The sequence below is a fragment of the Streptomyces sp. NPDC026417 genome (assembly GCF_055567695.1).
This window is the reverse complement of sequence record NZ_JBVHPY010000022.1, coordinates 89,874-111,834: the sequence shown is the minus strand read 5'-3', so window position 1 is coordinate 111,834 and position 21,961 is coordinate 89,874. Positions and strand designations below refer to the sequence as shown.

At 70.9% G+C, this 21,961-nt stretch carries 22 protein-coding genes and 1 tRNA gene; 12 read left to right on the top strand and 11 right to left on the bottom strand.

Features of this window, described 5'->3' with window-relative positions; translation table 11 throughout:
* Window positions 1-195: 195 nt before the first annotated feature.
* The 6 genes from ACZ4NT_RS30250 (at window position 196) to ACZ4NT_RS30225 (ending at window position 6,118) form a co-directional block, all read left to right on the top strand.
* Complete coding sequence (locus ACZ4NT_RS30250; RefSeq protein ID WP_467728398.1) at window positions 196-1,983, top strand: MarR family transcriptional regulator; 1,788 nt, start codon at window positions 196-198, stop codon at window positions 1,981-1,983.
* Window positions 1,984-2,080: 97 nt separating this feature from the next.
* Window positions 2,081-3,037: a bifunctional DNA primase/polymerase gene (locus tag ACZ4NT_RS30245; RefSeq protein WP_467728397.1), complete on the top strand. Its 957-nt coding sequence runs from the start codon at window positions 2,081-2,083 to the stop codon at window positions 3,035-3,037.
* Window positions 3,038-3,123: 86 nt separating this feature from the next.
* On the top strand, window positions 3,124-3,453 hold the full coding sequence (locus ACZ4NT_RS30240; RefSeq protein WP_467728396.1) for a hypothetical protein: 330 nt from the start codon (window positions 3,124-3,126) through the stop codon (window positions 3,451-3,453).
* Window positions 3,450-4,595, top strand: a complete 1,146-nt coding sequence (locus tag ACZ4NT_RS30235; RefSeq protein WP_467728395.1) for a DUF3631 domain-containing protein — start codon at window positions 3,450-3,452, stop codon at window positions 4,593-4,595. Before ACZ4NT_RS30240 ends, ACZ4NT_RS30235 begins: the two co-directional genes overlap by 4 nt.
* Before the next feature lie 183 nt (window positions 4,596-4,778).
* Window positions 4,779-4,979 carry a helix-turn-helix domain-containing protein gene (locus ACZ4NT_RS30230; protein ID WP_467728394.1) on the top strand — a complete coding sequence of 67 codons (201 nt, stop codon included), beginning with the start codon at window positions 4,779-4,781 and terminating at the stop codon, window positions 4,977-4,979.
* On the top strand, window positions 4,979-6,118 hold the full coding sequence (locus ACZ4NT_RS30225; protein ID WP_467728393.1) for a tyrosine-type recombinase/integrase: 1,140 nt from the start codon (window positions 4,979-4,981) through the stop codon (window positions 6,116-6,118). Before ACZ4NT_RS30230 ends, ACZ4NT_RS30225 begins: the two co-directional genes overlap by 1 nt.
* 76 nt (window positions 6,119-6,194) lie before the next feature.
* Here ACZ4NT_RS30225 and ACZ4NT_RS30220 read toward each other — a convergent pair.
* Window positions 6,195-6,268: transfer RNA gene (locus tag ACZ4NT_RS30220), tRNA-Thr, on the bottom strand.
* Between the two features lie 250 nt (window positions 6,269-6,518).
* Between ACZ4NT_RS30220 and ACZ4NT_RS30215 the strand changes: the two genes are divergently transcribed.
* From ACZ4NT_RS30215 to ACZ4NT_RS30205, 3 genes are all read left to right on the top strand, one after another.
* Window positions 6,519-7,658 carry an ABC transporter ATP-binding protein gene (locus ACZ4NT_RS30215; RefSeq protein ID WP_467728392.1) on the top strand — a complete coding sequence of 380 codons (1,140 nt, stop codon included), beginning with the start codon at window positions 6,519-6,521 and terminating at the stop codon, window positions 7,656-7,658.
* Between the two features lie 218 nt (window positions 7,659-7,876).
* A complete protein-coding gene (locus tag ACZ4NT_RS30210) occupies window positions 7,877-8,332 on the top strand; it encodes a hypothetical protein (RefSeq protein ID WP_121402198.1) in 456 nt (151 codons plus the stop codon).
* An 87-nt stretch (window positions 8,333-8,419) separates the two neighbouring features.
* Complete coding sequence (locus ACZ4NT_RS30205; RefSeq protein ID WP_121402197.1) at window positions 8,420-9,151, top strand: nucleotidyltransferase family protein; 732 nt, start codon at window positions 8,420-8,422, stop codon at window positions 9,149-9,151.
* A 103-nt stretch (window positions 9,152-9,254) separates the two neighbouring features.
* Here the strand turns inward: ACZ4NT_RS30205 and ACZ4NT_RS30200 are convergent, their stop codons facing one another.
* The 6 genes from ACZ4NT_RS30200 to ACZ4NT_RS30175 all read right to left on the bottom strand — a co-directional run bounded on the left by ACZ4NT_RS30200 (window position 9,255) and on the right by ACZ4NT_RS30175 (window position 15,852).
* Window positions 9,255-10,913: a DoxX family protein gene (locus tag ACZ4NT_RS30200; RefSeq protein ID WP_467728391.1), complete on the bottom strand. Its 1,659-nt coding sequence runs from the start codon at window positions 10,911-10,913 to the stop codon at window positions 9,255-9,257.
* A gap of 117 nt (window positions 10,914-11,030) precedes the next feature.
* The gene (gene rlmB / locus ACZ4NT_RS30195) at window positions 11,031-11,972 is read right to left on the bottom strand and encodes a 23S rRNA (guanosine(2251)-2'-O)-methyltransferase RlmB (protein ID WP_467728390.1); all 942 of its coding nucleotides are present in this window, start codon (window positions 11,970-11,972) and stop codon (window positions 11,031-11,033) included.
* Between the two features lie 119 nt (window positions 11,973-12,091).
* Complete coding sequence (cysS, locus tag ACZ4NT_RS30190; RefSeq protein ID WP_121402194.1) at window positions 12,092-13,492, bottom strand: cysteine--tRNA ligase; 1,401 nt, start codon at window positions 13,490-13,492, stop codon at window positions 12,092-12,094.
* Between the two features lie 190 nt (window positions 13,493-13,682).
* Complete coding sequence (ispF, locus tag ACZ4NT_RS30185) at window positions 13,683-14,204, bottom strand: 2-C-methyl-D-erythritol 2,4-cyclodiphosphate synthase (protein WP_467728389.1); 522 nt, start codon at window positions 14,202-14,204, stop codon at window positions 13,683-13,685.
* Window positions 14,194-14,943, bottom strand: a complete 750-nt coding sequence (gene ispD / locus ACZ4NT_RS30180) for a 2-C-methyl-D-erythritol 4-phosphate cytidylyltransferase (protein WP_121402192.1) — start codon at window positions 14,941-14,943, stop codon at window positions 14,194-14,196. The genes ispF and ispD overlap by 11 nt, the downstream gene beginning before the upstream one ends.
* Window positions 14,944-15,369: 426 nt before the next feature.
* Window positions 15,370-15,852 (bottom strand): CarD family transcriptional regulator, encoded by a 483-nt coding sequence (locus ACZ4NT_RS30175; protein ID WP_003953493.1) that lies wholly within the window; start codon window positions 15,850-15,852, stop codon window positions 15,370-15,372.
* A 641-nt stretch (window positions 15,853-16,493) separates the two neighbouring features.
* On the opposite strand from ACZ4NT_RS30175, the gene ACZ4NT_RS30170 reads away from it, so the two are divergent.
* Window positions 16,494-17,159: a copper chaperone PCu(A)C domain-containing protein gene (locus tag ACZ4NT_RS30170; protein WP_121402191.1), complete on the top strand. Its 666-nt coding sequence runs from the start codon at window positions 16,494-16,496 to the stop codon at window positions 17,157-17,159.
* A gap of 118 nt (window positions 17,160-17,277) precedes the next feature.
* Here the strand turns inward: ACZ4NT_RS30170 and phoP are convergent, their stop codons facing one another.
* Window positions 17,278-17,949: a two-component system response regulator PhoP gene (gene phoP, locus ACZ4NT_RS30165; protein ID WP_467728417.1), complete on the bottom strand. Its 672-nt coding sequence runs from the start codon at window positions 17,947-17,949 to the stop codon at window positions 17,278-17,280.
* A 5-nt stretch (window positions 17,950-17,954) separates the two neighbouring features.
* A complete protein-coding gene (gene phoR / locus ACZ4NT_RS30160; protein WP_121402189.1) occupies window positions 17,955-19,232 on the bottom strand; it encodes a two-component system sensor histidine kinase PhoR in 1,278 nt (425 codons plus the stop codon).
* 222 nt (window positions 19,233-19,454) lie between these two features.
* On the opposite strand from phoR, the gene phoU reads away from it, so the two are divergent.
* Together phoU and ACZ4NT_RS30150 are read left to right on the top strand one after the other, a co-directional pair.
* Complete coding sequence (gene phoU, locus ACZ4NT_RS30155; RefSeq protein ID WP_121402188.1) at window positions 19,455-20,144, top strand: phosphate signaling complex protein PhoU; 690 nt, start codon at window positions 19,455-19,457, stop codon at window positions 20,142-20,144.
* 196 nt (window positions 20,145-20,340) lie between these two features.
* On the top strand, window positions 20,341-20,493 hold the full coding sequence (locus tag ACZ4NT_RS30150) for a hypothetical protein (protein ID WP_183116816.1): 153 nt from the start codon (window positions 20,341-20,343) through the stop codon (window positions 20,491-20,493).
* A 61-nt stretch (window positions 20,494-20,554) separates the two neighbouring features.
* Here the strand turns inward: ACZ4NT_RS30150 and ACZ4NT_RS30145 are convergent, their stop codons facing one another.
* Both ACZ4NT_RS30145 and ACZ4NT_RS30140 read right to left on the bottom strand, forming a co-directional pair.
* Entirely contained in the window at window positions 20,555-20,860 is a 306-nt protein-coding gene (locus ACZ4NT_RS30145; RefSeq protein WP_121402187.1) for a hypothetical protein, read from the bottom strand.
* A gap of 283 nt (window positions 20,861-21,143) precedes the next feature.
* Entirely contained in the window at window positions 21,144-21,905 is a 762-nt protein-coding gene (locus ACZ4NT_RS30140; protein ID WP_467728388.1) for a phosphoglyceromutase, read from the bottom strand.
* Window positions 21,906-21,961: the final 56 nt, after the last annotated feature.

Here is a 21,961-nt window from a genome sequence, read left to right as displayed (position 1 = left end):
CCGCCTGTTCGGCCGCCACACCCCCCGTAGCGACGCACGGTGACGGAAGTTTCCGTCCTCGCGCGCGCACGCGTAGAGACCCCCTCGGAAACCAGGAAACCGGAAACACGCTCACTCCGCGTAACACACGCGTGTGGTGACGGGCCGTCGCAGGGCCCGTCACCACCAACCCACCGATCCCTGAGAAGAGGACTCGTGAGTCAGTCTCAAGTCTGGCGTACACACCGCCAGTACGCAGCCACCGCCGCCCGCTTCACCGCCGACCGGTGGCGCAAGGAAGCCGACCGCCGCCGCACCCTGCGCGCCGAACGCAAGCCGCTCGTCCGGGACGCCCGCCGCGCGCTGGCCACCGCGCGCGCCATCGACCCCGAGGGCGTCACCTCCCTGCGCCACCGGGCCGAGCGCGAACTGCGCACGGCCAAGCGGCGCGTGCCCGACCCGATGTGGCTGTTCGCCACCAAGACCGCCGCCGCCCTCGGCACGGCCGGTTACGTGTGGCTGCCGCAGGTCGCCGCCCGCGTGTGGGTGTGGTCGGCCATCGCCGTGGTCGCCGCCATCACCGCGTTGTTCGTGTGGGTCGCGGTGCGCGAGCGCGACACGACCGGACTCAAGCCGACCGCTGAAGAGTCGGCGCTGATGAAGCGGCTCGCGCCGCAGCACTGGAAGGAGCACGCTGAACAGCGCGGTCTCGCCGGGACGCTGACCGGCCGGCCCCGGCTCACCGAAGCCGGGATCGTGTGCGCGGTCCGGCTCGACGGCACGTGGACCGCAACCAAGCTCCGCAGCGCGGAAGACCACATCCGCAACCTGCTCGGGGCACGCACGAGCCTGCGCATGCAGGTCAAGGCAGGCAAGCAGGGCGGATGGGCCGAACTGATCCTGCGCACCCGCAGCGCCGCCGACGGCGACGACCTGACGTGGACGCCCGAACGTCGCTCGCTCGGCATCGACACCGTGACCGGGGAGCAGGTGACCGTGCCGCTCGGGGAACGGCTGCTCATCGCCGGACGCTCCGGTGCCGGCAAGTCGGTGGCGTCCCGGCCGCTGCTGTACGACGCGTCCGAGGGCGCCACGAACGCGCTCGTCATCATCGACCTGAAGCGCGTGGAGGGCCGGTTGTGGGACCACCGCGCCCGCGTCGCATCCACTCCGCGTGAGGTCATCGACGTGGTGGACGAGCTGGAGACGGAGATGCTGGAACGGCTCTCCGTGCTGCCCAAGGGACAAGGCACCTGGACCCCCACCGCGGACCGGCCGCGCATCACGGTCGTGGTCGATGAGGGCGCCGAAGTCATGACCGCCGCCGACAAAGTCCCCTACGAGACCGAGACCAGCGACGGCAAAACCCGCACCGTCACCCGGTCCGCGCTTCCCGCGCTGGAATCCCTGGCCCGTATGGGGCGTGCGGCGTGCATCGACCTGTGGTGGATGACGCAGAAGCCCACCATCGGTGACGGCATCCCCAAGCAGATCGCCCCGCAGATCGGCGTCTCCATCTGCCTCGCCGTGCGCACGCCGGCCGAAGCCCGCGTCGTCCTCGGTGAGGACGCTCAGGCCAAGGGATGGAATGCCGACGAACTGCCCGTACCCGGTGTGGCGCTGGTCCGGGATGGCAAGCGCAAGCCCGACCCCGTAAAGGTCCGCTACATGGACAAGTCCGTGGTCATCGCTCTGCCCGACCGCACCCCGTGGTCCCGCAGCGTGGCTCCCACGGTGGAAGCCGCGGGCGCCCCGACGCTCACCCTCGTCAAGGACACCGCACCCGAGGCAACACCGGCCACGGACGGCGCCGCCGCCCGCGTGCTCAAGGCCATCGAGACCGCCGGCACCCCAGTGAGGCAAAAGGACTTGGTGACGCTCACGGGCCTGTCCAAGGGCGCCGTATCTAAGGCGGTCAAAGCCTTGACCACGAGCGGCGCGGTCGTCCGCACCCCGGACGGCTGCCTGACCGCGACGCGCGGCGACGAGTCCGCCGCCGCCTGACCCAACCGCACAACGACGACGGCGGCCCCCATCCGACCAAGAACCGGGGCCGCCGCCTTCCACCAGACCGTCAACAGACCTGTGGAGGTCTCCCAGCATGACCCAACCTGTGCAGATCCGGCGAGTCCCCGGCTCGCCGCCGACGACCGCGAGTATCGACTCGGAGTGTCTGCCGCTGCTTGCCGCCTCGCTCGCGGCGGCCGAACGCGGCTGGCCCGTCATCCCGCTGCATCCCGGCAGCAAGCGGCCGGCCGGGCACGCCGAACGCGCCTGCCCCCGCACCGGGCGGTGCGCCGACGGCCACCGCACCCCGGAAGAGCGCGCCACCACCGACCCCGAGCTGATCCACGCCGCGTGGGCACACCGCCCGTACAACGTCGGGATCGCGACGGGCCCGGCCGGGCTGCTCGTCATCGACCTGGACCCGGTCAAGGCAGAAGAGCCGAAAGGAGCGCCTGACGGCGCCACTTCGTTGCAAGCGCTCTGCGAGCGCGCCGGGCAGGTCCTTCCCGACACCTACCGGGTGCGGACTGCGCGCGGTGAACACCTCTACTTCACCGCCCCCACCGGGGCCCGGTTGAGGTGCAGCGTTGACCGTCTCGGACCGCACATCGACACCCGAGCATGGGGCGGCTACGTCGTCGCCCCCGGCAGCACCACCCCCGACGGCGCATACGCGGTCGCCTGTGAAGCGCCCGTCGCGGAACTGCCGGACTGGTTGGTCGCGCTGCTCGCAGAGCCGCACCGGCCCGCCCCGGTGCCTGTCCGGGTCCATGACGGCACGCGCGCCGCACGGGTGGCGCTGGAACGCGAGTGCGCCGTCATCGCCGCCGCGACCGAGGGCGGGCCGACCGGCCGCAACGTCACCCTGCACAAGAGCGCCTGCAAGGTCGCCCGGTTCGTCGCGTGGGGCGACATTCCCCGGCACGTGGTGGAGCAGGCAATCCAGGGGGCGGGGGAGGCTACCGGACTGCCGTCGGCCGAGTGCCGCACCACCATCCGGAGCGCACTGGACTGGGTCATCGCCCATGCCACACCGAGGCAGGCGGCATGACGGCGCCAACTCCCCCCGCCCTGGATTGCCCCACCCCTGCTCCGACCGGCCCGAACGCCGCTCCACAGCCTGTGGACGCGGCGGGCGTGGGCGAGCCGACAGGCGCCGCCCGTCAGGGCGTCGTAACTGCCCTTTTCTCGAACCGCTCCCAGGTACGGCCGGGCGTCGACCCGACCCCGGACGCACCCGGTATCCGGATCTTCGCCCCGCCGGTCTACCGGCACCACTACGACGGCGCCCGCTGGTCCACCCGACCCGGCGCCCTCCCCACCGCCGCCTATGCCTGCGCCTGCGGGCTGACCGGCACCGCCACGAACCCGGCCGCCGTCGCCGCGCTGGTCACCGAGTACGACGCCCACCGCTCCGTCTGCACCGGAACGCCCGCCCGGCCGTGTGAAGGGAGGCACGCCGCATGACCGCCATCGACGGCGCCGCGCTGCTCAACGAGGTGGAAGCCTTCCACCGCCGCTTCAACGTCTTCCCCAACGAAGCCGCCTACGTGGCCGTGGTCCTGTGGGACGCGCACGCGCACCTGCTCGACTGCTTCGAGTCCACCCCGCGCCTGGCTTTCCTGTCCCCCGAACCGGGGTCCGGGAAATCCCGGGCGCTGGAGATCGTGGAAACCCTCGTGCCCAACCCGATGGCCGCTGTCGACGCGTCCGCCGCCGCGCTCTTCCGTGCGGTGGCCGGGGTCGACGGCAAGCGGCCCACGATCCTCTTCGACGAGATCGACACCATCTTCGGCCCCAAGGCCGGGGAGAACGAGCAGCTCCGGGGATTCATCAACGCAGGACACCGCCGCAATCGGCCGATGTTCCGTTGCGTGGGCGACGGCGCCAACCAAACCGTGCAGGCATTCCACTCCTACGCCGCCGTCGCCGTGGCCGGGCTCGGCTACCTGCCCGACACCATCCGAGACCGCTCCGTCAACATCCGCATGCGCCGCAGGGCCCGCAACGAACAGATCGAGCCCTACCGCACCCGCATCCACGAAAAGGAAGGGTTCGCCCTGCGCGACCGGCTCGCCGCCTGGGCAGCGCAGGTCAGCGAGCGGGTCATGAACGTCTGGCCGACGATGCCCGATGACGTCACCGACCGACCCGCCGACGTGTGGGAACCGTTGCTCGCCATCGCGGACGCCGCCGGCGGGGACTGGCCCGACCGGGCCCGCGAAGCCTGCGTCGCGTTGGTGGCCGCCTCCAAGGTCAACGACAAAGGCAGCCTCGGAGTCCGGCTGCTCACCGACCTGCGAGACCACGTCATGGCCGGCATTGACCGGCTGCCCACCGTCGCCATCCTCGACAGGCTGAACGCCCTGGACGACGCCCCGTGGGCAGACCTGCACGGCAAGCCGCTCGACAACCGGCGCCTGTCCAAGATGCTCGCGGAGTACATGACGGCGGATAACGAGCCCATCGCCTCCCGCAACATCAAGACCGCTGGAAGCGTGCTGAAGGGCTACTACAGCGCCGATCTCTGGGACGCGTGGGCCCGCTACTGCCCCCCACCCCCGGAAAGTCCGCTACCTCCGCTACCAGGCACCGAAAACGTGGCCTGACCAGCAACGACGCGGTAGCGGCAACCGGCTCCGGTTGCCGCTACCGCCCCGCTACCCATCCGCTACCGCTACCCCTTCCCGCTACCTCCAACAGGCCCCTGACCTGCGCGGTAGCGGTGGTAGCGGAAGTAGCGGACTTCCAAGAGGGGGCCGAGAGCCCCGCCCGCATTCCGGAGGTTCGTCGTGCGCACCGCCGTGCCCGAAACACCCGAAGCCTTCACCGTGCCGGAGGTCATGACCGCCCTGCGCCTGAGCCGCAGCAAGGTCTACGACCTCATCCGCTCGCGTCAGTTGGTGAGTTTCACCATCGGTCGCGCTCGCCGCGTGTCCCCAGACAGCGTGCGCGCCTTCATGCAGGAACGAATTGAGGAGAACGCAGCCTGATGGCCACCCGTAAGAGGAACCCCAACGGCGCTGGCAGCATCTGGCAGCGCAAAGACGGCCGTTACGAAGCCCGCGTGTACGTCCCGCAGCCGGACGGTACCCGCAAGCGCAAGACGGTGTACGGCTCGACCTGGGAGGAGTGCGACGAGAAGCGCCAGGAACTCGTACGCCGAGACCGACAGGGGGTGCCGACGCCTTCCCGGTCGGCGAAGCTCTCGGAGTGGCTGCCGTACTGGCTGGAGGAGTACATCAAGCCGCACCGGAAGCGGACCACGTACGTGAAGTACGAGATGCACGTGCGGCTCTACCTCGTGCCGCTGCTGGGCAATCGCCGCCTCGAATCCCTCACCACGGCGAACGTGCGGCAGATGCTCACGGCCGTGACCGCACAGGCATCGGCGGCCACGGCGAAAGAGGCACACCGCGTGCTGCGCACTGCTCTGACGGCTGCGTGCCGTGAGGAACTGATCAGTCGCAACGTCGTGCAGTTGGTTCCCGCGCCCCGCGTCGAGCCGCGCGAACTCCGTCCGTGGACGCTGGACGAGACGTTGACGTTCCTGGAGGCCGCGCGAACCGACCCGCTGTATCCGGCATTCGTCCTGGCGGTCGCCCTCGGTCTGCGCCGTGGGGAAATCCTCGGGTTGCAGTGGCGAGACGTGGACCTCGACCGCCGTGTGCTGACGGTCCGGACCACGCTGAACCGTGGCGGTAAGGAGCTGTACCTAGACACCACCAAGAACAGGCGAGCGCGGGTCATCCCAATCCCGCTGATGTGCGTCGCGCCGCTCCGCTGGCAGCGTCTACGGCAAACAGACCGCCGCGCGAAGGCCGGCACGGACTGGCACGAGAGTGATCACGTATTCACCACTCGCAGCGGACTGCCGATCGAGCCGCGGAATCTCTACCGGTCGTTCCTCCGGATCGCAGAGTCCGCAGCCTTGCCGCAAGTCCGGCTGCACGACACCCGCCATGGCTGCGCGTCCCTGCTCTTCGCGGCGGGCGTCGCGCCCCGCACCGTGATGGAGATCCTGGGCCACTCGCAGATCGCAGTGACGATGAACGTCTATACGCACGTAAGTGACGGGGACCGGCGGGAAGCCATGGGCCACATGGACCGCCTACTCAAGCGGCGCCGCTGAGGCGGACTGCCGTCAAGAACTGCCGTCAATGCCCCCGTGATCCGTATCACGGGGGCATTTTCCCTGGTAGGGACGGAGCCCCCTGTCGGATTCGAACCGACGACCTTCGCTTTACAAGAGCGGCGCTCTGACCAGCTGAGCTAAGGAGGCACGCACGCAGGTGTGCGGTGACCGCGTGCGAGCACGCCCGTGCAGTGTACCCACGTCACAGCGGGGGCCCGTCGAAAATTTCCGCGAACTTCACCGGCCCCGGAGTACTGACAGACCCGGTGAACGCCAGGTAGCGTCCTGACCGAGTTCACCCATGTGGACTACACCACTATGGACCGTTCCGTAGTGGATCACCACCTTTACAACGGATCGTCCGGCACGTTCCTGCCGGTGAAGGGGGCCCCTCACCATGGCCACTGTCTCGTTCGACAAGGCGACCCGGATCTACCCGGGTTCCGAGAAGCCCGCCGTCGATGCCCTGGAGATCGACATCGAGGACGGCGAGTTCCTCGTCCTCGTCGGTCCCTCCGGCTGCGGCAAGTCCACCTCGCTCCGCATGCTCGCGGGGCTCGAGGACGTGAACGCCGGCGCCATCCGCATCGGCGACCGCGACGTCACGCACCTGCCGCCCAAGGACCGGGACATCGCCATGGTGTTCCAGAACTACGCGCTGTACCCGCACATGACCGTCGCCGACAACATGGGCTTCGCGCTCAAGATCGCCGGCGTGAACAAGGCCGAGATCCGCCAGAAGGTCGAGGACGCGGCGAAGATCCTCGACCTCACCGAGTACCTCGGCCGCAAGCCGAAGGCGCTCTCCGGCGGTCAGCGCCAGCGCGTCGCCATGGGCCGCGCCATCGTGCGCGAGCCCCAGGTGTTCCTCATGGACGAGCCGCTGTCGAACCTCGACGCCAAGCTCCGCGTCTCCACCCGTACGCAGATCGCGAGCCTCCAGCGCCGTCTCGGCATCACCACGGTCTACGTCACCCACGACCAGGTCGAGGCCATGACCATGGGCGACCGCGTGGCCGTCCTCAAGGACGGTCTGCTCCAGCAGGTCGACTCCCCGCGCAACATGTACGACCGCCCCGCGAACCTGTTCGTCGCCGGGTTCATCGGCTCCCCGGCCATGAACCTCGTCGAGGTCCCGATCACCGACGGCGGCGTGAAGTTCGGCAACAGCGTGGTGCCGGTCAACCGCGACGCGCTCAAGGCCGCCGCCGACAAGGGCGACCGCACGGTCACCGTCGGCGTCCGCCCCGAGCACTTCGACATCGTCGAGCAGGGCGGCGGCGCCGCCGCCGCCTCGCTGTCCAAGGCGACCGAGGACGCCCCGGCCGGTCTGGCCGTCTCCGTCAACGTCGTCGAGGAACTCGGCGCCGACGGCTACGTCTACGGCAGCGCCAAGGTCGGCGACGAGCTCAAGGACCTGGTCGTCCGCGTCAGCGGCCGCGCGGTCCCGGACAAGGGCGCCACGCTCCACGTCGTCCCGCGTCCGGGCGAGACCCACGTGTTCTCGACCTCCACGGGCGAGCGCCTCTCCGACTGAGGCCGCGCCAACCCCCCGCAAGGGGTGAATTCACCGAAGTTGACGAGAAGGGCCCCGCAGCCTGCTGCGGGGCCTTTTCCGTTGTCGACAAATACCCCGGCAGAGCGGTCATTTCGATACGTGTACGTCAACCCGTCACCCGAATATCGCCCCACCCCTGTCCCCCGATCTGATGACTAAATGTCGCCAAATCATTACCCCGCGCTACCCTCACTCGCGTGAAGCACTCCACCACTAACCAACGGACCCGGCGTGGCCGTGGCCCCGCCCGCCGGATCGGCCGCACCCTCGCCCTCGTTCTGCCTGTCGTCCTGGTGCTCTCCGGGACCCTCGCGGTCACCCGAGTCAACTGGTCGGGGACCTCCTCGGACTCGGTGCTCACCGCCTCCTCGACCGACGTCTCCAAGCGTCAGTCCGCCCGTGCACCCCAGGACGTCCTGCGCGACAGACTCCTGATGGAACTGCAGGAGAAGGACCCGGGCGTGGCCCTCACCCACCTCCAACAGGCGGTGAACGGGCGGCCGTCGCTGGCGAAGCACTGCTCCTCGATCGCCCGTGCCCTCGGCCGGGCAGCCGTGCGGGTCTACGGGCCGACGCGCGCCCAGTCCTTCTCCCGGCCGGTCTGCGACACCGCCTTCGCATCGGGGGTGGCCCACGGGCTCGCGGCCCGGTAGGACCGCCACGGGCACCGTTCACGTCCGTCCGGTTACGGAACGATTGCCGGTCGAAGCCCCCGACGGGGCGCCACGTACAGTTCGGGCATGACCGATCCGAACGCCGCGTCGCGCCCCGTTCAAGCCGTTGTCCTGGCCGGAGGTCAGGGGTCCCGCCTGCGCCCCTACACCGATGACCGGCCCAAGCCGATGGTCGAGATTCCCGGCACCGGGACCCCGATCATCGGCCACCAGCTCGTCTGGCTCGCCGAGGAGGGCGTGACGGACGTCGTCGTCAGCTGCGGGCACCTCGCCGAGGTGCTGCAGAAGTGGCTGGACTCCGCCGACCTGCCGGTCAACGTCAAGACGGTCGTCGAGACGGAACCCCTCGGCCGCGGCGGCGGCCTCAAGTACGCCGCCGCGCACCTCCCGCACCCGGACCAGCCCTGGTACGCGACGAACGGCGACATCTGGACCCGTTTCTCCCTGCGCGACATGGCGGACTTCCACACCGAGCGCGACGCGGTCGCGACCCTCGCGCTGGCCCGTCCCCGCATCCCCTGGGGCGCCGTGAAGACCGACGGCTTCGGCCGCATCACGGACTTCATCGAGTCACCGCCGACGCAGCACGAGATCAACGCGGGCGTCTACGTCTTCTCCCCCGAGTTCGCCTCCCTGCTCCCGGAGCGCGGCGACCACGAACGCACCACGTTCCCGCGGCTGGCGCGCGAACGCCGACTGGCCGGCTTCCCGATCCCGCAGGGGGCCTACTGGCGCGCCATCGACACCGCGAAGGACCTGCGCGAGGCGGCCAAGGAACTGGCGGCGCTGGGCCGCTGAACCGACCGCCCCGCCCCGCGACGGCGGCAGCACGGACCCGGGCACGTCGATGGGCCCCGCACACCCGGTGTGCGGGGCCCATCGACGTGTCGGCGGGAGGACGTCAGCCCAGCAGGCCGCCCACCAGCCGGTCGGAGCCGCCCGAGCTGCTGCCGCCCGAACTGCCACCGGACGTACCGCCCGAGCCGGTGCCGCCGGAGGATGTGCCGCCGCCCGACGTCGGCCCCGAGGTGGTGCTCGGCGCCTGCTGGACGGGGGAGGACTGCCGGGGCGGCGCCTGGTTGGTGCCCTGGGTCTGGCTGGGCGCGCTGCCCGCCGTACCCGGTGTCGTCACCGCTCCGGGCGTCGTGGCCGCGCCCGACGGGGACGAGGAGGCACCCCGGGTGGGCGCCTCGGAGGCGGACGGACTGGCCCGGTGGTGCCGCTTGCCGGGCTCTCCCGGGAGCGGGGAACCGGGCAGTTCGTTCCGCGGAGCCTCGCCGGGACCCGGCACGACGACCCGGTCGGCGTCGCGTACGGCACCGCCGAGGAGCGAACCGATGAGCAGCGTGAGGCCGACGACGACGGTCGTGACGAGCGCGCCGCGACGCAGCACCCGCTGCCGCAGCTCCCAGATGTCCGCACGCGGCCCGAGCCTGCGCCAGGCCTCCCCGGCGAGCCGTCCGTCGACGGAGTAGACCGGAGCGCCCGCGGTGATCAGCGGGGACCAGGCGGCGAGGTAGATGATGTCGGGCGCGTCGTAGACCGGCACCGTCTTCCAGCTGACGGTGAGCAGCAGCGCGGCCGACAGTCCGGCGCCGACCACGGCGGCGACGCGCTGCCAGAGGCCCAGGATCGTGAGGACGCCCACGATGACCTGGAGGAAGGCGATGACGAGACCGGCACCGACGGGGTGCTGGAGGGCGAACTGCCGCAGCGGCTCGGCCATTTCCCACGGGTGCAGGGAGTTGAGCCACTTGACCATCGAGCCGCGCTTGCCGCCGTCGAAGTAGACGGGGTCGCAGAGCTTGCCCATGCCGGCGTAGATCGAGATGAATCCGAGGAAGACGCGCAGCGGGAGCAGCACGACGCCGAGGTTCATCCGGCGGCCGGGGTAGTAGGCGTGCCGCACCGGGTCCGCGCCGTGGCGCCTGACCCGGGACCCGTCCTCGGCACCCTCGTCCTCGTCGAACTCCGCGTCGGGGTCCCCGCCCGTGAACCGGTCGTCGGCGTAGGCGGGTTCGTCGTAGGCGCTGCCCACCTGGCGCATGTGCGGCAGGAGTCGCGTCTCGCCGGAGGCGGGGTTGCGCTGGCTGCCCACGAGCGGGGTCTCGACCGTCTCGACGGTCATGTCGCCGTCGTAGCGGTCCGGTTCGCCGACGCCGATGCGCGGGATGACCTGGGTCGCGCCGGCGTCGCCGGCCGGGTCCTCGCCGTGGCGCACGCTCGTACTGCGTGCGGCCTGCAGCAGCCGCGTGGCACCCGTGTCGTCGGGCGCGGACTTCCCGCTCCAGACGACGGGGGCGCGACGGCGCGTTCCCGCCGCACCGCCCGTGCCGACGACGGGGGTGCGCGCGGTGGCCGCGGCGGAGCTCGGGTGCTGCGCGATACGGGGGGATCGGGTCCGCGTCGACGCGCCTAGCTGCACGCGGAAGCTCGCATGATTGACGATGATCTGCGCCGGGTCGCTCGGCACCTTCACCATGCTCAGCGCGGGAGCGTCGTCGTATCCCGACGAGCGGTCCCCCGTGGGTGTGCGGGGTGTTCTGGTGTCCACACTCATCTAACCGAGTGACGTCTGATTAGGACACTGCTTTGACCCGGCCGATCTGTCCGGACCGCGTCAAGGTCATCCGGAACATCCCTCTTGCCCCACGGGGGTTACTACGGGCACATCTGTTCAGACGCGTCGCCGTGACGCCTCGTAGAGGACAACTCCCGCCGCCACACCGGCGTTCAGCGACTCGGCGCCGCCCGGCATCGGGATCCGCACCCTGAAGTCGCAGGTCTCGCCGACGAGTCGGGACAGGCCCTTGCCCTCGCTGCCGACCACGATGACGACCGGTCCGCCCAGCGCCTCCAGCTCACCGAGTTCGACCTCGCCGTCCGCGGCCAGACCGACCACGACGAGGCCCGCCTTCTTGTACGACTCCAGGGCCCGCGTCAGGTTCGACGCGCGGGCGACGGGCGTACGGGCCGCGGTGCCGGCGGACGTCTTCCAGGCACCGGCGGTCATGCCGGCCGCGCGCCGCTCGGGCACGACGACACCGTGGCCGCCGAAGGCCGAGACGGACCGGACGACGGCACCGAGGTTGCGCGGGTCGGTTACGCCGTCGAGCGCGACGATCAGCGGGTCCGCGCCCTCGTCGTACGCGGCGGCGGCGAGGTCCTCGGGGTGCGCGTACTCGTACGGCGGGACCTGCAGGACCAGGCCCTGGTGGTTGAGCCCGTTGGTCATGCGGTCCAGCTCCGGGCGGGGGGCCTCCATGAGGTGGATGCCGCCGCGCTCCCCGGCGAGCTGGAGCGCCTCGCGCACCCGCTCGTCGTTGTCGATGAACTGCTGGACGTAGAGCGTGACCGCGGGCACGCCCTCGCGCAGCGCCTCGACGACGGGGTTGCGCCCGACGACCATCTCGGACGTGCCCTTGCCGCCCCGGCCGCGCGGCGCGGGCCGGCGGGCGGCCTGCTTCGCCTTGGCGTTGGCGATGCGGTTCGCCTTGTGCTTCTTGCGCATCTCGGCGGGCGGGGTCGGACCCTTGCCCTCCAGGCCCTTGCGTCGCTGGCCGCCACTGCCGACCTGCGCGCCCTTCTTGCCGGACATGCGGCGGTTGTGAGCGGCCATGACCTACCTGTCTGTGTGAGGCGTGCGTACGTACGTATATGAAGTGTGCCGCCCGGAGGCCCGGGCGGCACAATCGATCTTGGTCGACGGTGGCCGACCCGGCCCGGCGGAGCGGCCGCTCAGCGCGGGCCGAGCGTCCAGCGCGGACCCTGCGGGCCGTCCTCGATGACCAGGCCCGACTGGTTGAGCTGGTCCCGGATGGCGTCCGCGGTCGCCCAGTCCTTGCGCCCCCGCGCCGCCTCGCGCTGCTGGAGCACGAGGCGGACCAGGGTGTCGACGACGCCGTGCAGGTCCTCGCCGCGGTCGCTCTCCCCGGCCCAGTGCGGGTCCAGCGGGTCGAGGCCGAGGACGCCGAGCATCGCACGGACCTCGGCGAGGCGGGCGACGGCGGCTTCCTTGTCGTCGGCGGCCAGCGCGCTGTTGCCCTGGCGGACGGTGGTGTGCACGACGGCGAGCGCCTGCGGGACGCCCAGGTCGTCGTCCATCGCCTCGGCGAAGGCCGGCGGCACCTCGGCGGCGGGCTCGACCACTCCCCCGGCCTTCTCCACGACACGCTGCACGAAGCCCTCGATCCGGGCGAACGCCGACTCGGCCTCGCGCAGGGCCTCTTCGCTGTACTCGATCATCGAGCGGTAGTGCGGGGTGCCCAGGTAGTAGCGCAGCACGATCGGGCGCCACTGCTTGACCATCTCGCTCACCAGGACCGAGTTGCCGAGCGACTTCGACATCTTCTCGCCGCTCATGGTGACCCAGGCGTTGTGCACCCAGTACATGGCGAACTCGTCGCCGAACGCCTTGGCCTGGGCGATCTCGTTCTCGTGGTGCGGGAAGATCAGGTCGATGCCTCCGCCGTGGATGTCGAAGGCGCTGCCCAGGTACTTGTGGGCCATCGCCGAGCACTCCAGGTGCCAGCCCGGACGTCCGCGGCCCCACGGCGTCTCCCAGCTGGGCTCGCCCGGCTTGGCGGCCTTCCACATGGCGAAGTCGCGCGGGTCCCGCTTGCCGGTCTCGCCCTCCCCGGAGGGCTGCAGCAGGTTGTCCAGCTCCTGGTTGGAGAGCGCCAGGTAGCCGGGGAGGGAGCGCACGTCGAAGTAGACGTTGCCGTCGGCCTCGTAGGCGTGGCCGCGCTCGATGAGACCGCGCATCATCTCGATCATCTCGGTGATGTGCCCGGTGGCCCGCGGCTCGTACGTGGGCGGCAGGCAGCCGAGCACGTCGTAGCCGTCGTTGAAGGCGCGCTCGTTCGCGTACCCGATCGACCACCAAGGGCGGCCCTGCTCGGCCGACTTGGCGATGATCTTGTCGTCGATGTCCGTCACGTTCCGGATGAAGGTGACGTCGTATCCGCGGTACTCGAACCAGCGGCGCAGGATGTCGAAGTTGAGGCCCGAGCGGATGTGCCCGATGTGCGGGGCCGCCTGCACGGTGGCACCACACAGGTAGATCGAGACGCAACCCGGCACGAGCGGGGTGAAGTCACGGATCTGCCGGGCGCTGGTGTCGTACAGGCGAATAGTCACCACTCCAGGGTAGTGGCCGCCGGCCAGTGCCCCGAGCCCCTTACGCCTCAAGGCACACGTATTCGTGACATGGGGCGGGGCCCGCAGCCCGTCCGGCGTTCCGGGGCGGGGCCGTTCGGGCCGCGGGAAGGGGCGGAGGCGGTTGGGGAAGAGGCGAAGGGGGCTCTCCGCGGAGGCCCCCCCCCCGGCTTCACCCCGCCCGGACGACGAGCGCCGTGGCGACCGCCATCAGCCCCTCGTCCCGCCCGGGGAAACCCAGCCCGTCGGTGGTGGCGCCGGACACGGAGACCGGGGCCCCCACCGCCTCGGACAACAGCTTCTGCGCCTCGTCCCGCCGCTTGCCGATCTTCGGCCGCGGCCCGACGACCTGGACCGCGACGTTCCCCACCGCGAACCCGGCCGCGCGGACGATGCGCGCCGCCTCCGTGAGCAGCGTGACGCCCGACGCCCCGGCCCACTCGGGCCGCCCGGTGCCGAAGTGGGCGCCGAGGTCGCCCAGCCCGGCCGCGGAGAACAGCGCGTTGCACGCGGCGTGCGCGACGACGTCCGCGTCGGAGTGCCCGGCGAGTCCGGGACCCTCCCCCTCCCAGAGCAGCCCCGCGCACCACAGCTCGCGGCCCTCCTCGAAGGCGTGGATGTCGGTCCCGATACCCACCTGCGGAATCACCGGCGCGCCGGCCGGGAGGGAGCCGCCGGTCGCCTCAGAAGCCATCGTTCAGCCTCCTGCGCGCGAGAACCGCCTCGGCGAGTACGAGGTCCAGGGGACGCGTCACCTTGAACGCCTCCTCGTGCCCGGGCACCACCACGACCTGCGTCCCGAGCTGCTCGACCATGCTCGCGTCGTCGGTCACGTCGTCGGTCACGCTCTCGTGGGCGCGGACGAGCGTGGCGCGGTCGAAGCCCTGCGGGGTCTGCACGGCGCGCAGCCGGGCCCGCTCGGGGGTGGCGACGACCGGCTCGGGCGAGCCGTCGGTGCGCGGCTCGACCTGCTTGACGGTGTCGCTGAGCGGCAGCGCCGGGACGACGGCCGGAGCGCCGTCCCGTACCGCCTCGATGACCGCGTCCACGGTGTCCACGGGCACCAGCGGCCGGGCGGCGTCGTGCACGAGCACGATGTCGATGCCGTCCGGCAGGGCGTCGAGGCCGGACCTCACGGACTCCTGTCGGCTGTCCCCGCCGGGGACGACCAGGAAGTCGGTCCGCTCCGGCAGCGCGTGCGCGTCCAGCAGCGTCTTGACCTCCGCGGCGCCGTCGGGCGGGGCCACGACGACGACGAGGGAGACCGCGCGGGAGGCGGCCATCGCGCGCACGGCGTGGATGAGCATGGGCGTGCCGTTGAGCGCGCGGAGTGCTTTGGGGGCGCCCGGGCCGAGGCGCACGCCCCGTCCGGCGGCCGGAATCACGGCCGCGGTGCGGGGTTCCGGAGGCGAAGGGCGCGATTCGTCAGACATCGGTTCCTGTCAGGTTTGTGTGCTCGGCCGACGTGGGTATGGCCAGGGCGTACCCCGGCCGACGGTTGGGGCAGTGCCGGGCGCGACGCCTTGACCGGACCCCTTCCGTGACATCCGGTCGAGTCGCCTGCCCGGGCCCGGTACGTCAGTATCGGGGCCGTAGGAGATCATCCGGGGCTCGGGCCGGCGGTCGGGGACCGCGACCCGCGACAGACCGGGGGATCGACCACAGCTCCGCGGCTCGACATCGGGGGGTTGTGCGCGGCGCGTCCGGGTACGAACATGCCGCAGCGCCCGGCGACAGCAATCGCGTCATCGGGCACCGCGGCATTTCATTGCGCTGAACAGGCCGCCGCCTGCGTCAATCCGGCCGCCGTCTCGACGAGCGCCGCCGTCGGGACGGCCGTCGCTCGACGACCGCCGTCGTCAGGACGCGAGGACCTCGTCGAGCAGGGCCTCCGCCTTGTCCTCGTTCGTGTTCTCCGCGAGGGCCAGCTCGCTCACCAGGATCTGGCGGGCCTTGGCGAGCATGCGCTTCTCACCTGCGGAGAGTCCGCGCTCGCGCTCACGACGCCACAGGTCACGCACGACTTCCGCGACCTTGATGACATCGCCCGAGGCGAGCTTCTCCAGATTTGCCTTGTAGCGACGCGACCAGTTCGTGGGCTCCTCGGCGTACGGCGCGCGCAGCACCTCGAAGACCCGGTCCAGCCCGTCCTGACCGACCACATCACGCACGCCGACGAACTCCGCATTGTCCGCTGGCACACGTACCGTCAGGTCGCCCTGGGCGACCTTCAGCACCAAGTAGGTCTTGTCCACGCCTTTGATCTGGCGAGTTTCGATGGCCTCGATCAGCGCGGCCCCGTGATGGGGATAGACCACGGTGTCGCCAACCTTGAACGTCATGTGACAGGTACCCCTTCCGTGGCTATCCAGAGTAACACGGATACGGCGTCTTCTGAATGGCGTTTTCGCAGGTCAGGGCATATCTCGGGGCTTGACAACCACAACAGGAACGTGCTGCGAGGGGCGAGCGGAAGAGGGTATTCGCAGGTGGGAGCGGCTGTCCAGGCCGAGCGAAACACGTACGTCACATGCCCCCGAAGTCGCCACCAGAGGACCGAACGTCCTATTTTGTCCGACTCCAAGAGGTCGACTTCCGCTACTCCGTTCGGTGAGCGGAGTCGGGTCCGGGACGTTTCCGGAATTGATCACCACGGCTGATGATCAATATTCCGGCACCCCCCGCATTCCGCACCCGCCGATACCGATCCCGGCCCGGAAATCCGCAAGTCAAGGGCCCCGCCGCTTATGTGAATGGCGGACCGGTGCACCGCCAAACTACCCGGCACACCCCGGCCGGAAGCGCGCGCCGGAGAACGCCCGCCGAGGGTCCCGCGCAGCCCGGCGGTGCGTAGAGGCGGGTCGGGTGCGGCGACGCGGGAACGGCTCGGTAACCTAAGCCCGCTGACAGACCCTTAGGGCGGCTTTACAGCCGTACGGCCGCCCGACCCCGTATCGCCCACGTTCTAGGAGTTGCCGCCGCCGTGAGCAGCAGCCTTCGACGCGGCGCCCTCGCCGCCGCCGCCATCGCGTTCTCGATCGCCTCGCTCGCCGCGTGCGGCGCCGGTCACAACGCCCAGACGCTGGAGGTCAAGCCGGACAACGCGGCCACCAGCGTGGGCGTCATCAAGGTGCAGAACGCCCTCGTCATCACCCAGCCGGACCTGGAGTCGACCGGCCCGGCCGTGATCTCCGCGACCCTCTTCAACGGCGGCAGCACCGCCCAGACCCTGGACTCGATCACCGTCCCGGGCACCGGCAAGACCGCCACCGTCAAGCCCGCCAAGGGATCCGGCAAGCTGACGGTCCCGCCCCACGGCTCCGTCATCATCGGCGGCAAGGGCAACGCCTCCGCGGTCCTGGACAGCAGCCGTGAGGCCATCCAGGACGGCGACGCGCAGAAGATCACCTTCAGCTTCAGCAAGACCGGCGACGTGAGCCTGCGGGCCTTCGTCGTCCCCGCCGAGAGCTACTTCAGCAAGTGGGGCCCGAGCGAGATCCCGGCCGCGCCGGGCGCCTCCGCGTCGCCGTCCGCGAGCGGCAAGCCGTCGAAGTCGGCCGGTGCGTCGGCCTCGCCGTCCGAGGAGGTCTCGGACGCCGCCTCGGCGAGCGCCACCGCCTCGGCCTCCCAGTCGGCCGCGGGTCACTGACCCGAGGGCCGCGCGGCTCGCACACGACAGAGGGCGGGACCCCTTCCCGGGGGTTCCGCCCTTCGTACGTCGGCCGGCCGCTCGCCGGCCCGGATCCGCCGGTCCCCGGCCCCGCGGTCTACGGCTCGAACTTGTAGCCGAGGCCTCGTACCGTCACGAGGTACCGCGGCGCGCCCGGGTCGGGCTCGATCTTCGCGCGCAGGCGCTTGACGTGCACGTCGAGGGTCTTGGTGTCACCGACGTAGTCGGCGCCCCACACCCGGTCGATGAGCTGCATACGGGTCAGCACACGGCCCGCGTTGCGCAGGAGCATCTCCAGGAGGTCGAACTCCTTCAGCGGGAGGTCGATCTTGGATCCGGCGACGGTCACGACGTGGCGGTCGACGTCCATCCGGACCGGGCCCGCCTCCAGCGCGGCCGGCGTGACCTCCTCGGGCTCGCCCCGGCGGCGCAGGACGGCACGGATACGGGCGACCAGCTCGCGGGAGGAGAAGGGCTTCGTGACGTAGTCGTCCGCCCCTATCTCCAGTCCGACGACCTTGTCGATCTCGCTGTCCTTGGCGGTGACCATGATCACGGGGACGTTGGAGCGCCCGCGCAGCTGGCGGCAGACCTCCGTGCCCGGCAGGCCGGGCAGCATCAGGTCGAGCAGGACGAGGTCGGCGCCGTTGCGCTCGAACTCGTCGAGGCCGTCGGGCCCGGTGGTCGCGATGGCGACCTCGAAGCCCTCCTTGCGGAGCATGTACGACAGGGCGTCGGAGAAGGACTCCTCGTCCTCGACGACGAGCACACGGGTCACGGAAGGACCTCCGGGGCAGGAAGCGGTTCGTACGGGGATGTGACGGTGGTCGTCCCGTCGGGCTGCGCGTACTCGTCGTCTTCGTCGAGTCCAGGCATGTGGTGATGGGTCAGGCGGTCGCGGGCCGCGCCCGCCTCCGGCAGCCGCAGGGTGAAGGTGGAGCCCTGTCCCTCCGAGCTCCACACCGTGACCTCCCCGCCGTGCGAGGCGGCCACGTGCTTGACGATCGCGAGTCCGAGGCCGGTGCCTCCGGTGGCACGGGAACGGGCCGGGTCCACGCGGTAGAAGCGCTCGAAGATGCGCTCCTTGTCCTTGTCCGAGATGCCGATGCCCTGGTCGGTCACGGCCACCTCGATGAGGTCTCCGCCGGGCGCGGTCACCCGGCGCGCGGCTATGCCGACCCGGGTGCGGGCCGGGGAGTAGTTGACGGCGTTCTCCACCAGGTTGCCCAGGGCCGCGGCGAGCTGGCCGCGGTTGCCCCAGACGTGCAGTTCCGCGGTACCGCCCGCGGCCATGGTGATCTGCTTCGTACCCGCCTGATGGCGGCAGCGGTCGATCGCCTCGGCCACCAGCTCGTCCACCCGGATGGGCTCGGCGTCCTCGAGCGGATCGTCGTTCTGCACCCTGGACAGGTCGATGAGCTCCTGGACGAGGTTGGTGAGCCGGGTGGCCTCGATCTGCATCCGGCCGGCGAAGCGCTCCACGGCCTCGGGGTCGTCCGAGGCGTCCATGACGGCCTCGGAGAGCAGCGACAGCGCGCCCACGGGCGTCTTGAGCTCGTGGCTCACGTTCGCGACGAAGTCGCGTCGTACCGCCTCGATCCTGCGCGCCTCCGTGAGGTCCTCGACCAGCAGGAGCACCAGCCGGGAGCCGAGCGGAGCCACCCGGGCGGACACGGCGAGGGCCTCGCCCCTGCCGGTGCCCCGCCGGGGCAGGTCCAGCTCGACCTGGCGTATCTCCCCGTCGCGGCGGGTGTCGCGGGCCATCTGCATCATCGGCTCGACGGCCAGCTTCCCGCCCCGCACCAGCCCGAGGGCGTACGCGGCGGAGCTGGCCTTCACCACGGCGTCCGCCTCGTCGAGCACGACGGCGGACGACCGGAGCACGGACAGCACCGTGTCCACGCCCGGGGGAAGCACGGGGTCGGTGTGCAGAGAGGTCCTGGTGGGCCGCTTCTGGTCGCGCTCGCTCCAGCGGAACGCCAGCATGGCGATGACACCGGTGAGTACTCCGGCGATCGCTGCCGCTGCGGCGACCGCCGCGTTCACGTCCATGCCCCCAGGTTAGGCATGTCGCCGGTCGAGGCCACAGCCATCCGAGTGCGAGCTCGAACACTCGTCGCCCAGAGTTCACCTGGGAGCCAGTGATGGTTCATTTGGGGTGACGGAAACGGACGCGTACGGGGCCGACCGTGGGAGCGTGGGGTTCACAGGGCCTGTCCGGCGGTCAGGGCCCAGCCCCCGGAACCCCCGAAGACGTAAGAGAGGGACATCCTGATGCGGGACGCGTACCACGAGGAACTGGACTCGATCGGCGAGGGCCTGGTCGAGATGGCCCGGCTCGTCGGGTCGGCGATCGGACGCGCCACGACGGCCATCCTGGACTCCGACCTGAAGCTGGCCGAGAGCGTGATCGCGGCCGACCAGAAGGTCGACGATCTCCAGCACGAGCTGGAGGCCCGGGCGATAGCACTGCTGGCCCGGCAGCAGCCGGTGGCGACGGACCTGCGGATCGTCGTGACCTCGCTGCGGATGTCGGCCGACCTGGAGCGGTCCGGCGACCTGGCGCAGCACGTCGCGAAGCTCGCCCGGCTGCGCTTCCCCGAGCGGGCGATCCCGCACGACCTGCACGCCACGATCCTGGAGATGGGGCAGCTGGCCCAGCGCCTGATGGCGAAGGCGGCCGAGGTGATCATCACCAAGGACGTCGACCTCGCCCTCCAGCTGGAGCAGGACGACGACGAGATGGACCTGCTGCACCGCACCCTGTTCCAGCACCTGCTGGACGACAAGTGGAAGCACGGCATCGAGACGGCGGTCGACGTCACGCTGCTCGGCCGCTACTACGAGCGCTTCGCCGACCACGCGGTGTCCGTCGCCAAGCGGGTCGTGTACCTGGTCACGGGCGAGCACGCGGACGACCTCCAGACGGACATCCAGCCGGTCACGGGGGTCGAAGGGGCCTGAGTCCGGGCGTCCTGCCGGTCCGCACCCTGCCGTCGAGCGGCGAGGGGGCCTGAACCGGGCTTCGCGCGGCGCCCGAAAGCCTCCGTGCGCCGTTGATGCGCCCGCCCCGGTGGGCATGCAATGGGCGAACGGAAGCTGTGCGGTGCGGTGCGCTCGCGCGCCGCACCGCACACCTTCGTGTCCGAAGGAGGGACCCATGGCCGAATCCCCCAGTACGCCCGACCCCACGCAGGACCGCGAGACGCAGCAGCCCGCCGAGATCAAGAGTCTCCCGCTGTTCGGTGCCTGCGGGTGCGGCTCCGGCTGCGGCTGCGGCTGCCAGTCCGGCAACCCCTGCCAGTGCGGCTGATCCGCCACGACGGAGAAGGGGCCCCGCCGATTCCGGCGGGGCCCCTTCCGTGTCGCGTGCGTCAGTACTGGACGCCGCCGAGGTGCAGCGGGTCCGACATGCCTGCGGGGTGGGCACCACGGCTCTCGTCGCCGGCCAGCTCACGGCCGTCGTCGTCGCCGTTCTCCTCGGCGTCCTCGTCGACGTTCAGACAGCCCTCGGCGTACCAGGCGTAACCGCCGCCCGCACCGGCGAGGATGCCGCAGCCGGACACGTGGCCGTCGCCGTCGCCCGAACCGCCCCAGTCGGCGGCCAGCGCCTGGGCCGAACCACCCAGCACACAACCGGCGGACAGGACCACTGCGGTGACCAAGGTGCGCATGCGCATGAAGAGACTCCCTTGTCTTGGGGGTTGAAGGGTCGTCAACAGCCATGGACCGGGGCCGATCCGGGCAAACCTGCCCGCGCCCATCCAGCGCAACGCCCCCGCCCGCCGGAGCCGGCCGCCGCGAGGGGAGGCGCAGGTCGTACCGGGGCACGCTCGACGCTGCCGGCTCCGACCCGCGGACTGGTGTTGCTCCGCGTCAGCCAGATCAACGGGTGCGCCTTCTGCCAAGCAAAAACCCCCGCCCTGCCAGGACATGGCGGGGCGGGGGTCTGCTGGTGTCGCGTTACTTCTTCTTGCCCTGGTTCTTCACGGCCTCGATGGCGGCTGCCGCCGCTTCCGGGTCGAGGTAGGTGCCGCCCGGGTTCAGCGGCTTGAAGTCGGCGTCCAGCTCGTAGGAGAGGGGGATGCCGGTCGGGATGTTGAGGCCGGCGATGTCGGCGTCCGAGATGCCGTCCAGGTGCTTGACCAGGGCACGGAGCGAGTTGCCGTGGGCGGCGACCAGGACCGTGCGGCCGGTCAGGAGGTCCGGGACGATGCCGTCGAACCAGTACGGCAGCATGCGGACGACGACGTCCTTCAGGCACTCCGTCCGCGGGCGCAGCTCCGGCGGGAGGGTCGCGTAGCGCGGGTCGGAGAACTGGGAGTACTCGGCGTCGCGGTCCAGCGCCGGCGGCGGGGTGTCGTACGAGCGGCGCCAGAGCATGAACTGCTCCTCGCCGAACTCGGCGAGCGTCTGCGCCTTGTCCTTGCCCTGGAGGGCGCCGTAGTGGCGCTCGTTCAGGCGCCAGGAGCGGTGGACCGGGATCCAGAGGCGGTCCGCGGACTCCAGGGCCAGCTGCGCGGTGCGGATCGCGCGCTTCTGGAGCGAGGTGTGGACCACGTCGGGCAGCAGGCCGGCGTCCTTGAGCAGCTCACCGCCGCGGACTGCCTCCTTCTCGCCCTTCTCGTTGAGATTGACGTCCACCCAGCCGGTGAACAGGTTCTTCGCGTTCCATTCGCTCTCGCCGTGGCGGAGGAGGATCAGCTTGTACGGTGCGTCGGCCATGGCTCCGAGCGTAATCGAAGCCTTCGCCCCCTCGCTCGCCTGCCCGGAAGCCGGAC